This is a genomic window from Paraburkholderia sp. A1RI_3L (genome assembly GCF_048957895.1).
Lineage (GTDB): Bacteria > Pseudomonadota > Gammaproteobacteria > Burkholderiales > Burkholderiaceae > Paraburkholderia > Paraburkholderia kururiensis.
Genome location: NZ_JARCHA010000003.1, coordinates 156,538 through 171,989, shown reverse-complemented (window position 1 = coordinate 171,989; position 15,452 = coordinate 156,538). Strand labels below are relative to the sequence as shown.

Below are 15,452 nucleotides of genomic sequence, written 5' to 3'. Positions count from 1 at the left end.
GATTGTTGCACAAGCTGCAAGTATGATTATCTCAAGGTCCGTAATAATGCCTTGCACTCTTGCGGGTTATTCGAGAATCGGCCAAAAAATATAATGCGTCATTGCTTTTCATCACGCTTTCTATGTCGATCCAGGAGGGAATTGTGCGGTTTCCGGTGTGCAAAGGGACAGCCACCCTCACGGTTCTTACGATCTCGTTGATAATCGCCGGCTGCGCCAGTACCGGAGGCATTGCACCGCAGGCGCAGGGTCTCGACGCCACGTCGCTGGACGCGGGCGCGGCCATCCGCGCCGCCAACGCCGACGCCGCCTGGCCCGCCGCGGACTGGTGGCGCGCCTACCAGGATCCCCAGCTCGACGCATGGGTAGACGCCGCGCTCGCCGGCAACCCGACGCTGGCCGTCGCCGAGGCCCGCGTGCGCGACGCCCAAGCCATGGCCGGTGTGGCCGCAGCCGCGCTCGCCCCGCAGATCAAGGGCGACCTCTCGATGCAGCGTCAGCACTGGCCCGACAACGTCTACTACGGGCCAGGCCCGCTCGCCAACGCCGACACCTGGAACAACACGGGCACGCTCGGCCTGTCGTACCACCTCGACCTGTGGGGCCGCGACCGCAGCGCGGCCGAACGCGCGCTCGACGCCGCGCACGCCCGCGCCGCCGACGCCCGCGCGGCCCGGCTCGAACTCGAAACCAACGTGGTGCGCGCGTACGTCGAACTCTCGATGAACTACGCGCTGCTCGACATCGCGCGCGCCACGCTCGCGCAGCAGCAGAAGGTGCTGGCCTACGCAGAGCGGCGCCTGAAGGGCGGCATCGGCACGCAGCTCGAGGTGACCCAGGCGCAAACGCCGCTGCCCGAGTACGAACGGCAGATCGACGCCCTGGGCGAAGCCATCGCGCTCGGCCAGAACCAGCTCGCCGCACTCGCGGGCAAGGGGCCCGGCGCCGGTGAAACCATCATGCGGCCGAAGCTTGCGCTCACAGCGCCCGCGGGCCTGCCCTCCGCGTTGCCCGCCGACCTGATCGGCCATCGGCCCGACGTGGTCGCCGCGCGCTGGACCGTGGCCGCGCAGGCACGCGGCATCGACGTCGCGAAGGCCGACTTCTATCCGAACATCAATCTGCTGGCGTCGCTCGGCGGCTTCGCCGCAGCCGGCCCGATGCTGCAATTCCTGCACGCGGCCAACGGCGGATGGACGGCTGGCCCCGCCCTGTCGCTGCCGATCTTCGACGGCGGGCGCCTGCGCTCGCAACTGGGCGCAGCATCGGCGGGTTACGACGCCGCCGTGGACCAGTACAACCAGACGCTCGTTACCGCCCTTCGGCAGATCGCCGACGAGGTGGTGCGCATCCGCTCGCTCGCCACGCAAAAAACCTCCGCCGAGCGCTCGGTCGCGGTGGCGCAGCGCAACTACGATCTTTCCGTGGAAGGCTACCGGCGCGGCCTCACCGACTACCTCAACGTGCTCACGGCGCAGACGCAGCTGTTGCGCGCGCAGGAAGGCGTGGCGCGCATCCAGGCGGCGCAGCTCACCGCGCACGCGTCGCTCGTCGCGGCATTGGGCGGCGGCCTCGCCGATCCGGCCGACGGTCCGCGCCAAGCCGATGCGCTGCCCGCGCACGGCCGCGACGCGAGCCTGCTGCCGCACATGCCCGCCGCGCTCGACGTGAATCGCGCACCGGCTGTCACGGTGCCGACCGCAGGCAGCGGCAGTACCGTCGGCAACGGAACCACCCCGGAAATCTCGCGCGCCACAGCACCGACCGCGCCGACCGCGTCGGCCACGCCGCGGCCCGCTCCCTGAGGACTGCCCGTGTCCGCTCCTTCCTCCTCCGCGCCGCGCGTACCGGGTGCCGCGCTCGTCCCGGCCTTCGCCGAATGGGCCCGCACGGACGGCCTCACGTGGATCTACCTGTTCAAGGCGATTGCGGCCGGTCTGCTCGCGCTCGGCATTGCGATGCGGCTCGACCTGCCGCAGCCGCGCACCGCGATGACCACCGTCTTCATCGTGATGCAGCCGCAAAGCGGCATGGTCTTCGCCAAGAGCTTCTACCGGATAGGCGGCACGCTCGTCGGCCTCGTCGTCATGCTTGCGCTGATCGGGCTCTTCGCCCAGCAGCCGGAGCTGTTCATCGCCGCGACGGCGTTGTGGGTCGGCATCTGCACGGCAGGCGCCGCGCGCAACCGCAACTTCCGCTCGTACGGTTTCGTGCTGGCCGGTTACACGGCGGCGCTGATCGGCATTCCGGCCTCGCAACATCCTGACGACGCGTTCATGTCAGCACTCACGCGCGTGGCGGAGATCGTGGTGGGCATTCTCTGCTCGGGCGCCGTCAGCGGGCTCGTGTTTCCGCAGTTCGCCGGCGAGCAGATGCGCAGCACGGTGCGCGCACGCTTTTCGGCGTTCGTCGAGTATGTCTCGGCGTCGCTCGCGGGACAGGCGGACCGCGCGCAGATCGAGGCCACCAACGCACGCTTCGTCGCGGACATCGTCGGCTTCGAGGCCACGCGCAGCGTGGCCGTGTTCGAAAGCCCGGACGCGCGCATGCGCAGCGGGCGGCTCGCGCGCCTGAACAGCGAGTTCATGACGGCCTCCACGCGCTTTCACGGGCTGCATCAACTGATGAACCGGCTGCACGACGCCGGCGCGCACGCCACCATCGAAGCACTGGAGCCGTATTTCCACGAGATCGCGCCGCTGCTCGCGAAGTCGGGCGAACCGGTGCTCACGGCGGCCGACGCCGAGCACGCCGCTGCGCAGCTCGAAGCCTATCGGGCCGCGCTGCCGCGCCGCATCCGCGCGACGCGCGCCCTGCTCGAATCCCGCGCCGACGTGCCGCTGCTCGATTTCGACACCGCTTCGGAACTGCTCTACCGCTTCCTCGACGACCTGCACGCCTACACCGCGACCTACGCCTCGCTCGCCGTGAACACGCACGCCCGCGAGCGCTGGATAGAACGCTACGAGCCGAAGACCAACCTGATCGCGGCCGGCGTCGCAGGACTGCGCGCGGCGTTCGTGATGGCCGCGCTCGGCGCCTTCTGGATCGCGACCGCGTGGCCGAGCGGCACGACGCTCGTGCTCAACGCGGCGGCCGTCTGCGCGCTCGCGTCGTCGTCGCCGTATCCCGCGCGCATGGCGTTCCAGATGGCGCTCGGCACGATGCTCTCGTCGCTCGTCGGCATGATCGTGACGTTCGGCGTGTATCCGCACATCGACGGCTTTCCGCTCTTGTGCGCCGTGCTCACGCCCTGCCTCGCGTTCGGCGTGTTCCTCACCACGCGGCCGAAATACGCGGGCATCGGCGCGGGCTACTGCATCTTCTTCTGCTTTCTCGCCGGCCCCGACAACCTGATCCACTACGAGCCGGTGAGCTTCATGAACGATGCGCTCGCGCTCGTGCTTTCGATGCTCGTCTCTGCCATCGCGTTCGCCGTGCTGTTGCCGCCTTCCACGCCGTGGCTGCGCAACCGCCTCTTCGCCGATCTGCGCGACGAGGTGGCGCTCGCCTGCCGCGGGCGGCTCACGCGGCTGCGCTCGCGCTTCGAAAGCCGCGCACGTGACCTGATGTTCCAGATCAACTCGCTCGCCCAGGACGAGCCCGAGGTGAAGCGCGACACGCTGCGCTGGCTCTTCGCGGTGCTCGAAGTGGGCAACGCGATGATCGACCTGCGCAACGAAATCGGTACGCTGCCGCACGACCCGCGCTACGAGGCGAGCATGCCGTGGCGCGTAGCGATCCGCCGGCTGGGCGACCCGCTGGTGGCGCTGTTTCAGGCGCCCAACGGGCGCCGGCTCGACACCGCACTCGCGGCGACCGCGGACGCCATCGCCGCCACGCAGCAGGCGCTCGTCACGTTCTCGCCGCCGCGCGAGGAACGCCACAAGCTGCAGCGCATCCTGAGCTACCTGCATTTCGTGCGCAGCGCGCTGCTCGATCCGCAATCGCCGCTCGAAGCGGCCGTTGCGCCGGGCCGCCGCCATGAAGGAGACCGCCATGCCCCGTGAAATCGCTTTCCTCGATGCCTACATGCCGGCCATCGTGCCGATCTTCATTCTGGGCGCCGTCCTGACCTGGGGGCTCGACCGGCTGCTCGCGCGCACGGGCCTGTATCGCGCGGTGTGGCATCCGTCGCTCTTCCGGGCAAGCCTGCTCGTGTGCGTGTGCACGACGCTGGGGCTCTTCGTTTACGGCTGAACACCGGACGCACGTTCCACCGCACACACCCATTCGCTGAATACGCTGACAAGAGTCGAAACATGACCCTCAGAAACATCATCGGCTTCGTCGTGACGGCCGTCATTTTCATCGTCGCGATACTGATCGGCCGCACCTTGTGGATCTACTACATGGACGAGCCCTGGACCCGCGACGGCCGCGTGCGCGCCGAGGTCGTGAACATCGCGCCCGACGTCTCGGGCGCCGTGGTCGAGCTGCCCGTGCGCGACAACCAGATCGTGAAAAAGGGCGACCTGCTGATGCAGATCGACCCCTCGCACTACCAGATCGCCGTGGAACAGGCGCAGGCCACGGTCGCGGCACGCAAGGCCGACCTGCAGATGCGCCTCGACGACGCGAAGCGGCGCGCCGACATGGACAGCCAGGTGGTGTCGGCGGAAAACCGCGAGAACGCCTCGCATGCGGCAAGCGCGGCCCAGGCGCAGTACCAGGAAGCGCTCGCGCAGCTCGACGCGGCCAAACTCAACCTCGCGCGCACGCGCGTGATCTCGCCCGTGGACGGCTACGTGACGAACCTCAACGTGTTCCGCGGCGACTACGCGATCGCCGGCACCGCGCGGCTCGCGGTGGTGGACAGCCACTCGTTCTGGGTCTACGGCTACTTCGAGGAAACCAAGCTGCCGCGCGTGAAAGTGGGCAACAAGGCGGAGATTCGCCTGATGAGCGGTCCGGTGCTCAAGGGCCACGTGGAGAGCATCTCGCGCGGCATCTACGACCGCGACAATCCGCAAAGCCGCGAACTGCTCGCCGACGTGAACCCGACATTCAACTGGGTGCGCCTCGCGCAGCGCGTGCCGGTGCGCATCCATATCGACGAGGTGCCGGAAGGCGTGGTGCTGGCCGCGGGCATCACCTGCACCGTGGTGGTGGAGCCGGCGAACGTGCGCAAGGGTCTCTGAGCCCGGCAACGGAGCCTCGCAACTGAGCCCGCCAACTGAGTCCGCCAACTGAGCGGGACAAACGCGCTTCGTCACTGAACGAAGCTGCCGGGCAACGTAACCGGGCGAGGCAACCGGGTAGGCCAATCGCACGACACATCTCCAGCCTCCCCCGCGACACGCGCGCGCATCATGGTCTACCCGCGTTGCCGCCGGCGGGGGCGCTGCACTATCCTGCCCCGGACGAATCCATCACACGGAATCCACCACACGGGGCAAGCGACGGACGGCAGCCGGCGGGGCCGCGCAAGACACGCGCAGCGCCCCGCGCGGCGCGTGCGCCGCTGGCCACGGGCTCTCGCCGGAGGGACGCCGCCATGCCGCGCTACGCCGAATTTCATCGTCAGTCGATTGCCGATCCCGAAGCCTTCTGGCGCAACGAGGCCCGGCGAATCCACTGGGAAACGCCCTTCGACACCGTGCTCGACCGCTCGCGCCCGCCCTTCGCGCGCTGGTTCTGCGGCGGCCGCACGAACCTCTGCCACAACGCCGTGGACCGGCACCTGGCCGACCGCGCCCAGCAGAACGCGCTGATCTACGTCTCGACCGAAACCGGCATCGAGCGCCGCTACACCTACGCGGAACTGCACGCCGAGGTGAACCGCATGGCCGCCGTAATGCGCTCGCTCGGCGTGGCGCGCGGCGAACGCGTCCTGATCTATCTGCCCATGATTCCCGAAGCGCTTTTCGCGATGCTCGCCTGCGCGCGCATCGGCGCGATTCACTCGGTGGTGTTCGGCGGCTTCGCGGCCCCCAACCTGGCGGCGCGCATCGACGACGCGAAGCCCGTGCTCATCGTCACCGCCGACGCCGGTGCGCGCGCCGGCAAGGTGATCGACTACACGCCGCTCGTGGACGAAGCGCTCGCGCGCGCGACGCACCACCCCGCGAAGGTGCTGCTGATCGACCGGCAACTCGCGCCGGAACGGCTCGCGGCGAGCTATCTGGTCGACTACGAGCCGCTGCGCGAGCAGTATTTCGACGCCCACGTGCCCTGCGAGTGGCTCGAATCGAACGAGCCGTCCTACGTGCTCTACACCTCGGGCACCACCGGGCGACCCAAGGGCGTGCAGCGCGACGTGGGCGGCTATGCGGTGGCGCTGGCGGCGTCGATGGAATACATCTTCGAAGGCCGCGCCGGCGACGTGATGTTCACCGCGTCGGACATCGGCTGGGTGGTGGGCCACAGCTACATCATCTACGCGCCGCTCATTGCCGGCATGACCACGGTGATGTACGAAGGCACGCCGATCCGCCCGGACGGCGGCATCTGGTGGCGGCTCGTCGAGCAATACCGCATCAACCTCATGTTCACGGCGCCCACGGCGATCCGCGTGCTCAAGAAGCAGGACCCGGCGCTGCTCACCGCCGCGGACGTCTCGAGCCTGCGCACGTTGTTCCTTGCGGGCGAGCCGCTCGACGAGCCCACCGCGACGTGGATTTCGGGCGCGCTCGGCAAGCCTGTGGTGGACAACTACTGGCAGACCGAAACCGGCTGGCCGATGCTTGCCATCCAGCGCGGCGTGGAAGCGCTGCCGCCGAAGCTCGGCTCGCCCGGCGTGCCTGTGTACGGCTACAACGTCACGCTGCGCGACGAGCACACGGGCGAGCCGTGCGGCCCCGGCGAGAAGGGCGTCATCACGCTCGGCTGGCCGCTGCCGCCCGGCTGCATGCAGACCGTGTGGGGCGACGACGCGCGCTTCGTGAAAACCTACTGGGAAAGCGTGCCCGGCGAGCAGGTCTACTCGACTTTCGACTGGGGCGTACAGGACGAGGACGGTTACGTCACGATCCTCGGCCGCACCGACGACGTGATCAACGTGGCCGGCCATCGCCTGGGCACGCGCGAGATCGAGGAAGCGCTGTCGAGCCATGCGGCCGTGGCCGAGGTCGCGGTGGTGGGCGTGAGCGATGCGCTGAAGGGCCAGGCCGCGCGCGCGTTCGTGGTGGTGCGCGACCCGGGGCGCTATGCCGACGACGCCGCGCGGCTCACGCTGGAAGCGGAACTCGCGGCGACGGTGGACCGGCAACTGGGCGCCATCGCGCGGCCCGCGCGCGTGCATCTGGTGGCGATGCTGCCGAAGACGCGCTCGGGCAAGCTGCTGCGCCGCGCGATTGCGGCGCTCGCCGAAGGCCGCGACCCGGGCGACCTGCCCACCATCGAAGACGCCATGGCGCTGCACGAAGTGCGCGCGGCGCTGGACGAGGACAAGGGGCGGTAGGCTTTTGGTGTGTTGCGGCGGCGCGTGGGTGATGAAAAGCGCGGCCGCAACGGTTCAGCGGGTCAGCTTCGGAGACGGGCTAGACGTCGGATGACAAACAAGGCGGCGCTCGGCATGGCGTCCGCGTTAAGCGGTCTGCGTTAGGCGGTCTGCGTTAGGCGGTCTGCGTTAGGCGGTCTGCGTTAGGCGGTCTGCGTTAAACGGCCGGCGCGAAACGGCCGGCGTTAAGTGGCTCGCGCTAAACAGCCAGTTCCCCAGCCCGCGCTTCCAGAAAGCGCCGCAGAATGCCGGTGGAATACGTGCCCGCGATCTCCGTGAGAAACGAGGCGAACGATGTGGGCGCGTGGTCGTCGGCGGTATCGGACACCGTGCGCACGATCGCGCACGGCACCTCGTATTCGTGGCACACCTGGGCGATCGCGGCGCCTTCCATCTCTACGGCGAGCGCGTCGGGCAGCGCGGCGCGCAGCGCTTGCACCGCACTGGCGCTCGCGACGAACTGATCCCCGCTGATCACGAGCCCGCGATGCACTTGCGGCAACGCCGTGCCGAAGTGGGCCGCGAGCGCCGCGCCCTCTTCCGCCACGAAGCGCTCGCACGCCGCGGCGAGCTGCGCGGCGAGACGCAGGTCGGCGGCAAAGCGCGCCATGCCGAGCAGCGGCACCTCGAAACGCGGAAAGAGCGGCGAGGCGTCCAGATCGTGCTGCAGCAGCGTCTCGCCCACCACGATGTCGCCGATGCGCACGTGCGGCCCCACGCCGCCCGCCACGCCCGTGAAGACCACGGCGTCGACGTCGAATGCGTGGATCAGCGCGCTCGTGGTGGCCGCCGCGGCCACCTTGCCCACGCGCGCGAGCGTGACGACGCACGGCGCGCCGTGCACGGTGCCGACGTGATAGTCGCGACGCCCGTGCGTGACGGTCTTCACGCCGGACTCGGCGCGCATGGTGGCGATCAGGTCGCCGAGTTCTTCGGGCAGCGCGGCAAGCACGCCGAGGGGACGCGGAAAAACGTGGGTGGTCTGGTTCATTTTCTTGATGTCAGGTTTGGGCGGCTTCGACGCGAACGGATGCGCGGCTCACTCCACGGGTTGCAGCTTCGCCACCGCCAGCGCGAGCCACTTCTCGCCGTGGCGCTTGAAGCGCACTTGCGCCTTGGCGTCGGTGCCGCTGCCTTCGAGCGCCGTAATCGTGCCCTCGCCGAATTTGGTGTGGAACACCTGCTGGCCGACGCGAAAGCCCGTCTCGGCCGCGCGCTGCGCGTTGGCGAACGCGGGCAGCGGAGCGGAAGGCTCGCCGCGGTATTCGTCGCGGCCGGAGCGCTGCGAATCGGGACGCGCGAACCAGTCGCGCCCCCAGCCTGCGTTGTCCGAGCGACCGCCCCAGCGTGCGCCCGCCTCCACCTTCGGCGTGAGCCACTTCAGCGTGTCCTGCGGCAGTTCGTCGAAGAAACGCGAGCGGATGTTGTAGCGCGTCTGCCCGTGCAGCATCCGGCTCTGCGCGAACGAGAGATAGAGCCTCTCCTTCGCGCGCGTGATCGCGACGTACATGAGCCGGCGTTCCTCTTCGAGGCCGTCCGCTTCCATCGCGCTGTTCTCGTGCGGAAAGAGCCCCTCTTCGAGACCCGTGATGAAGACGGCCGTGAATTCGAGCCCCTTGGCCGCGTGCACGGTCATGAGCTGCACGGCGTCCTGGCCTGCCTGCGCCTGGTTGTCGCCGGCTTCGAGCGAGGCATGCGAGAGAAAGCCCGCGAGCGGCGTCATCATGTCCGGGTTCTGCGCCGGGTCGGTGATGGCGGGGGCGTCGAGCACTTCGACTTCGTCGCCTGCCGCCGTCGCCAGTTCGGGTGCGGAGGTCGCGCCGGGGCGCAGCGGAATGGAGCGCGCCGGCGTGTCGAGCCCATAGCCTTCCTCGCTCACGAAAGCGGCCGCCGCGTTCACGAGTTCCTGAAGGTTCTCGAGACGGTCCTGGCCTTCACGCTCGTTCTGGTAGAAGTCCGCGAGGCCGCTCGCGCGCACGGCGTATTCGACCGTTTCCGGCAGGCTCATTTGCTGCGTTTCGGCACGCATCTTCGCGATCAGATTCGCGAAGCTCGCGAGGCTCGAGCCGGCCTTGCCCACCACATACGGAATCGCGGCCGCCATCGAACAGTTGTAGAGACGCGCCGCGTCCGTGAGCTGTTCGATGGAACGTGCACCGATGCCGCGCGCCGGAAAGTTGACGACGCGCGCGAACGCGGTGTCGTCGGTCGGGTTGTCGATGAGGCGCAGATAGGCGAGCGCGTGCTTCACTTCCTGGCGCTCGAAGAAGCGCAGGCCGCCGTAGACGCGGTACGGAATGCCCGCGTTCACGAGCGTGTGCTCGATGGTGCGCGACTGCGCGTTGCTGCGGTAGAGCACGGCGATCTCGTTGCGCGCGAGCCCCGTGTTGATGAGCGCGCGAATTTCCTCGACGATCCAGCCCGCCTCCTGCGAATCCGTAGCCGCTTCGTAGACGCGCACGGGCTCGCCGTGGCCCGCGTCGGTGCGCAGGTTCTTGCCGAGCCGGCGCGCGTTGTGGGCAATCAGCTGGTTGGCGGCATCGAGAATGTAGCCGTGCGAGCGGTAGTTCTGCTCCAGCTTGATGAGGTGCCGCACGCGAAACTCTTCCTCGAAGTCGCGCATGTTGCCCACGTTCGCGCCGCGAAACGCGTAGATGGACTGGTCGTCGTCGCCCACCGCGAAGATCGCGTTGCTCTGCCCCGCGAGCAGCTTAAGCCACGCGTACTGCAGCTTGTTGGTGTCCTGGAACTCGTCGACAAGGATGTGCCGGAAGCGCGCCTGGTAATGCGCGCGCAGCGGCGGATTGTGCGCAAGCAGCTCGTAGCAGCGCAGCAGCAGCTCGGGGAAATCGACCACGCCTTCGCGCTGGCACTGCTGGTCGTAGGCTTCGTAGAGTTCGACGAACTTGCGGTTGAAGTTGTCGGTGACGTCCACGTCCTTCGGACGCAGGCCCTGCTCCTTCGCGTTGTTGATGAAGTACTGCAGATTCTTCGCCGGGTACTTCTCGTCGTCGATGTTCAGGCCCTTCATCAGGCGCTTGATCGCGGAGAGCTGGTCGGCCGTGTCGAGAATCTGGAACGTGGCCGGCAGGCCGGCGTCGCGGTAATGCGCGCGCAGCATGCGGTTGCACAGACCGTGGAAGGTGCCGATCCACATGCCGCGTGTATCGATGGGCAAGAGCGCCGAGAGCCGCCCCATCATCTCGCGCGCCGCCTTGTTGGTGAACGTCACGGCAAGCACGGTGGCGGGCGAGGCGAGCCCCTGCTGGATCAGCCACGCGATCCGGGTGATCAGCACGCGCGTCTTGCCGCTGCCGGCCCCGGCGAGAATCAGCGCCGGCTCGTTGGGCAGCGTGACGGCGGCATGTTGTTCCGGATTCAGGTTCGCGAGCAGATCGGGCATGAGGAAATGGGGGAATCAGGAGAAAAACGGGGACGTTGCGGCGGCTGGCCGGCGCGTGGCGCGGATCGTCCGACATTATAAGTCGCGGGCGCTTGGGGACGCGGGAGCGTTGGTGGGTGGGGCTTGGCGTAGGTGGGTCGTCGTGGCTTGGCTAGCGCAGGTAGCCGTCGTACGTGACCGGCGCAGGTAAAAGGCGCAGGCCGCTGTCTGCCATGCGCTTCGCATGCGCACTTCGCATTCGCGTGCGCCACTTCGCACGCGCGGCTTGCCGGGCTCCGCCGCCGCCGCATCATCGGCAATGATCGCCCGCCTTGCGTGCAGGACGTGCTGCGCGGTGCCTGGGGGTTCCAGGCGCCGCACGGACGTTTGGTGTGACGGTGCGTCACACCAAACGTCCGTGCGGCTGCAGGGCAGCAAGGGGATCAAGCCACGGGAGGCATTCAACATGTCGAGCGCGATTTCGGCCTTGTCCTTCGATACCGTGCCGTCGTCCGGCACCGGCTCTTACGGTTCGTACAGCTCTTCGGCGACCGACCCGCAGCTCGAAAGCCTGCTGGGCGGCACGACCGGGCTGCAACCCTATTTCAGCTGGGAAAAAACCACGTTCGGCCAGAACGGCAACGCCGGCACCGCGAGCAAGGCGGCGCAACAGCTCTTCGGGTCCACGAACCCGCAAGGCACCCAGGGCAGCGGCAACGGCCAGTTCGACTCGGCACTACTCCAGGTGCTGATCGCGCTGCTGCAGGAACTGAACCAGTCGATCTCGTCAAACGACGGATCGGTGCCCACCTCAGGCTCCGTGCCCACGGGTGGCTATGGTGGCGGAGGCGGCGGAGGTTATGGCAGCGGCTCCCGCGCGGTCGGAAGTACGAGTACGGGCAGCACGTCCGGCGGCCCCGTCCAGCACGGCGACTCCAACGTGGCGCCCGCGGGCTCCGGCAACCCGGCCGGCATCGCCCAGGGGCTGCTCGACCATTCGGCCGCGAGCATCATGGCCAACCAGAACGTGCCCATGGACCGCGGCATTCCCACGGACGTCTGCTGCGCGAATTTCGTCTCGGCGTGCCTCACGAAGGCGGGCGAGCTCCCCGAATCGCAGCACACCAACAGCGTCGCGACGCTCGACTCCGAACTCAAGCAGGACGGCTGGCACACGGAAAGCCGCAGCCAGGCGAAGCCCGGCGACGTAGTGATCATCGGCGGCGACGAGCACACCGAAATCGTCGCGAGCAACGACAACGGCCGCATCACGCTGATCGGCTCGAACAACACGGAAGGCGGCTCGGGTCCGCAGGTGGTGTCGTACGACAGCGCCTCGGGCAACCGCAGCAACGTGGAGTTCCTCTCGAAGTCGTAAAGGCAGGCTTGCCGCTGGCGTACGACCAGGCACCCGCCTGGGCACACGGCTGACCGGCCGCGAGAGCGTGCCCGAGCGCCGCCGTCGCCGCCACAGACCACCACCGCACCCACGCCCTTCCCGCAACGTTCGACAGGGCCCTGCGGTCCTGCCGTTGTCCACCTTACGCGCGACGCCCTACGCGTTGCGCGCCGCTATCACGCCGCCCTTCAGTGTCCGCATCACGCTCCCTGCGCGCCGCCCACGGCGCGCCGTCCCCGCCTGCGCGGGCCGGTCCGCCGCGCCTCCCTTTATAATTCAAGGTTTCACGCCTCTCTTCACGCATTTTTTCGGCAGACTTCCATAATGAGCGACAGCACGCTTGCCAAGAGCTTCGAGCCTCAGACGATCGAGGCCTCGTGGGGCCCGGAGTGGGAAAAACGCGGCTACGCCGCGCCCGCCTTCGAACCGGGACGCCAGAACTTCTCGATCCAGTTGCCGCCGCCGAACGTCACCGGCACGCTGCACATGGGGCACGCGTTCAACCAGACGATCATGGACGCGCTCACGCGCTACCACCGCATGCTCGGCGACAACACGCTGTGGGTGCCGGGCACCGACCACGCGGGCATCGCCACGCAGATCGTCGTGGAACGCCAGCTCGACGCACAAGGCGTCTCGCGCCACGACCTGGGCCGCGAGAAGTTCGTCGAACGCGTGTGGGAGTGGAAGCAGCAGTCGGGTTCCACGATCACGAGCCAGGTGCGGCGCCTCGGCGCCTCCATCGACTGGTCGCGTGAATACTTCACGATGGACGACAAGATGTCGGCCGCCGTGCGCGAAGTGTTCGTGCGGCTCTACGAGCAAGGCCTGATCTACCGCGGCAAGCGGCTCGTGAACTGGGACCCGGTGCTCGGCACCGCGGTGTCCGACCTCGAAGTGACGAGCGAAGAGGAAAGCGGCCACCTCTGGCACATCCGCTATCCGCTCGCGGACGGCTCGGGCCATCTCACGGTGGCCACCACGCGGCCTGAAACGATGCTGGGCGACGTCGCGGTCATGGTGCATCCCGAAGACGAACGCTACGCCGCGCTGATCGGCAAGATGGTGAAGCTGCCGCTCACGGACCGCGAGATTCCCGTGATCGCCGACGACTACGTGGACCGCGAGTTCGGCACCGGCGTCGTGAAGGTCACGCCCGCGCACGACTTCAACGACTACCAGGTGGGCCTGCGCCACAAGCTGCCCGCCATAGAAATTCTCACGCTCGACGCGAAGATCAACGACAACGCGCCCGCGCAATACCGCGGGCTCGACCGGTTCGACGCGCGCAAGCAGGTCGTAGCCGACCTCGACGCCGCGGGCCTGCTCGAATCCGTGAAGCCGCACAAGCTGATGGTGCCGCGCGGCGACCGCACGGGCGTGGTGCTCGAACCGATGCTCACGGACCAATGGTTCGTCGCGATGAGCAAGCCCGCGCCCGAAGGCACGTTCCACCCGGGCAAATCGATTGCCGAGACCGCGCTCGACGTGGTGCGCAACGGCGAGATCCGCTTCGTGCCCGAGAACTGGACCACCACCTACTACCAGTGGCTCGAAAACATCCAGGACTGGTGCATCTCGCGCCAGCTGTGGTGGGGCCATCAGATTCCCGCCTGGTACGGCGACAACGGCGAAGTGTTCGTCGCGCGCACTGAAGACGAGGCGCGCGCGCAGGCCGCGGCGAAGGGCTATGCGGGCGCATTGAAGCGTGACGAAGACGTGCTCGACACGTGGTTCTCGTCGGCGCTCGTGCCGTTCTCGTCGCTCGGCTGGCCGAACGAAACGAAGGAACTCGCGGCCTTCCTGCCCTCTTCGGTGCTCGTCACGGGCTTCGACATCATCTTCTTCTGGGTGGCGCGCATGGTCATGATGACCACGCACTTCACCGGCAAGGTGCCGTTCGATACGGTCTACGTGCACGGTCTCGTGCGCGACCACGAGGGCCAGAAGATGTCGAAGAGCAAGGGCAATACGCTCGACCCCATCGACATCGTGGACGGCATCGATCTCGAATCGCTCGTCGCCAAACGCACCACGGGCCTCATGAATCCGAAGCAGGCCGCCAGCATCGAAAAGAAAACGCGCAAGGAGTTTCCGGACGGCATCCCCGCGTTCGGCACCGACGCGCTGCGCTTCACGATGGCGTCGATGGCCACGTTGGGCCGCAACGTCAACTTCGACCTTGCGCGCTGCGAGGGCTATCGCAACTTTTGCAACAAGCTCTGGAACGCCACGCGCTTCGTGCTGATGAACTGCGAAGGCCACGACTGCGGCTTCGGCGAAAAGGCCGCGGCGTGCGGTCCCGACGGCGCGGGCGGCTGCGGTCCGGGCCGCTATCTCGACTTCTCGCAGGCGGACCGCTGGATCGTGTCGCTGCTCCAGCGCGTGGAAGCGGAAGTCGAAAAGGGCTTCGCGGACTACCGTTTCGACAATGTGGCAAACGCAACATACAAGTTCATCTGGGACGAATACTGTGACTGGTACCTGGAGCTCGCCAAGGTGCAGATCCAGAACGGCACGCCGGAGCAACAGCGGGCCACGCGCCGCACGCTGCTGCGCGTGCTCGAAACCGTGCTTCGACTCGCCCACCCGATCATTCCGTTCATTACCGAAGCCCTGTGGCAAAAGGTTGCGCCGCTCACGAACCGTTATCCGGCAGGCAAGGCCGAAGGCGAGGCATCCATCATGGTGCAGCCCTACCCTGTCGCCGAACCGGGCAAGATCGACGAAGCCGCCGAGCAATGGGTCGCGGACCTGAAAGCGATGATCGACGCGTGCCGCAACCTGCGCGGCGAGATGAACCTCTCGCCCGCCACGAAGGTGCCGCTGCTCGCCACGGGCAACGCCGAACGTCTCGCCACGTTCGCGCCGTACGCCCAGGCGCTCGCGCGGCTTTCCGAGGTGCGCATCATCGCCGACGAAGCGACGCTCGACGGCGAAGCCCATGGCGCGCCGATTGCTATCGTGGGAACGGACAAGCTCGTGCTCAAGGTCGAGATCGACGTGGCCGCGGAGCGCGAGCGGCTGTCTAAGGAGATTGCACGGCTCACCGCGGAAATCGCGAAGTGCAACGCGAAGCTCGGTAACGAGAGCTTCGTGGCAAAGGCCCCGCCTGCTGTCGTTGAGCAGGAACAGAGAAGGCTGGCAGAATATGAAACCACCATTGGCAAGCTGACCGCGCAGCTTTCGCGGCTGCCTGCCTGAACACCGCGGCGGCCGTTTTGGCCGCA

At 67.7% G+C, this 15,452-nt stretch carries 9 protein-coding genes; 7 read left to right on the top strand and 2 right to left on the bottom strand.

Annotated elements, in window-relative coordinates; translation table 11 throughout:
- The first annotated feature begins 143 nt into the window (after nt 1-143).
- From PXJ20_RS10540 to PXJ20_RS10520, 5 genes are all read left to right on the top strand, one after another.
- Nucleotides 144-1,805, top strand: coding sequence for an efflux transporter outer membrane subunit (locus tag PXJ20_RS10540; RefSeq protein ID WP_421030659.1), 1,662 nt, complete (start codon nt 144-146; stop codon nt 1,803-1,805).
- Between the two features lie 9 nt (nt 1,806-1,814).
- Nucleotides 1,815-4,010, top strand: coding sequence for an FUSC family protein (locus PXJ20_RS10535; protein WP_421030658.1), 2,196 nt, complete (start codon nt 1,815-1,817; stop codon nt 4,008-4,010).
- A complete protein-coding gene (locus PXJ20_RS10530; protein WP_017777750.1) occupies nt 4,000-4,200 on the top strand; it encodes a DUF1656 domain-containing protein in 201 nt (66 codons plus the stop codon). Before PXJ20_RS10535 ends, PXJ20_RS10530 begins: the two co-directional genes overlap by 11 nt.
- A gap of 62 nt (nt 4,201-4,262) precedes the next feature.
- Nucleotides 4,263-5,141 carry an efflux RND transporter periplasmic adaptor subunit gene (locus PXJ20_RS10525; protein ID WP_421030657.1) on the top strand — a complete coding sequence of 293 codons (879 nt, stop codon included), beginning with the start codon at nt 4,263-4,265 and terminating at the stop codon, nt 5,139-5,141.
- A 356-nt stretch (nt 5,142-5,497) separates the two neighbouring features.
- Entirely contained in the window at nt 5,498-7,402 is a 1,905-nt protein-coding gene (locus PXJ20_RS10520; RefSeq protein ID WP_421030656.1) for a propionate--CoA ligase, read from the top strand.
- 238 nt (nt 7,403-7,640) lie between these two features.
- On the opposite strand, the gene PXJ20_RS10515 is transcribed toward PXJ20_RS10520, so the two are convergent.
- Together PXJ20_RS10515 and PXJ20_RS10510 are read right to left on the bottom strand one after the other, a co-directional pair.
- Entirely contained in the window at nt 7,641-8,432 is a 792-nt protein-coding gene (locus PXJ20_RS10515; protein ID WP_199544115.1) for a 5'-methylthioadenosine/adenosylhomocysteine nucleosidase, read from the bottom strand.
- A 48-nt stretch (nt 8,433-8,480) separates the two neighbouring features.
- On the bottom strand, nt 8,481-10,844 hold the full coding sequence (locus PXJ20_RS10510) for a UvrD-helicase domain-containing protein (RefSeq protein WP_421030655.1): 2,364 nt from the start codon (nt 10,842-10,844) through the stop codon (nt 8,481-8,483).
- Nucleotides 10,845-11,289: 445 nt separating this feature from the next.
- Here PXJ20_RS10510 and PXJ20_RS10505 point away from each other — a divergent pair, with 445 nt between their 5' ends.
- Together PXJ20_RS10505 and PXJ20_RS10500 are read left to right on the top strand one after the other, a co-directional pair.
- Complete coding sequence (locus tag PXJ20_RS10505) at nt 11,290-12,201, top strand: CHAP domain-containing protein (RefSeq protein ID WP_421030654.1); 912 nt, start codon at nt 11,290-11,292, stop codon at nt 12,199-12,201.
- Nucleotides 12,202-12,546: 345 nt separating this feature from the next.
- On the top strand, nt 12,547-15,426 hold the full coding sequence (locus PXJ20_RS10500; protein WP_421030653.1) for a valine--tRNA ligase: 2,880 nt from the start codon (nt 12,547-12,549) through the stop codon (nt 15,424-15,426).
- The last annotated feature ends 26 nt before the right edge of the window (nt 15,427-15,452 follow it).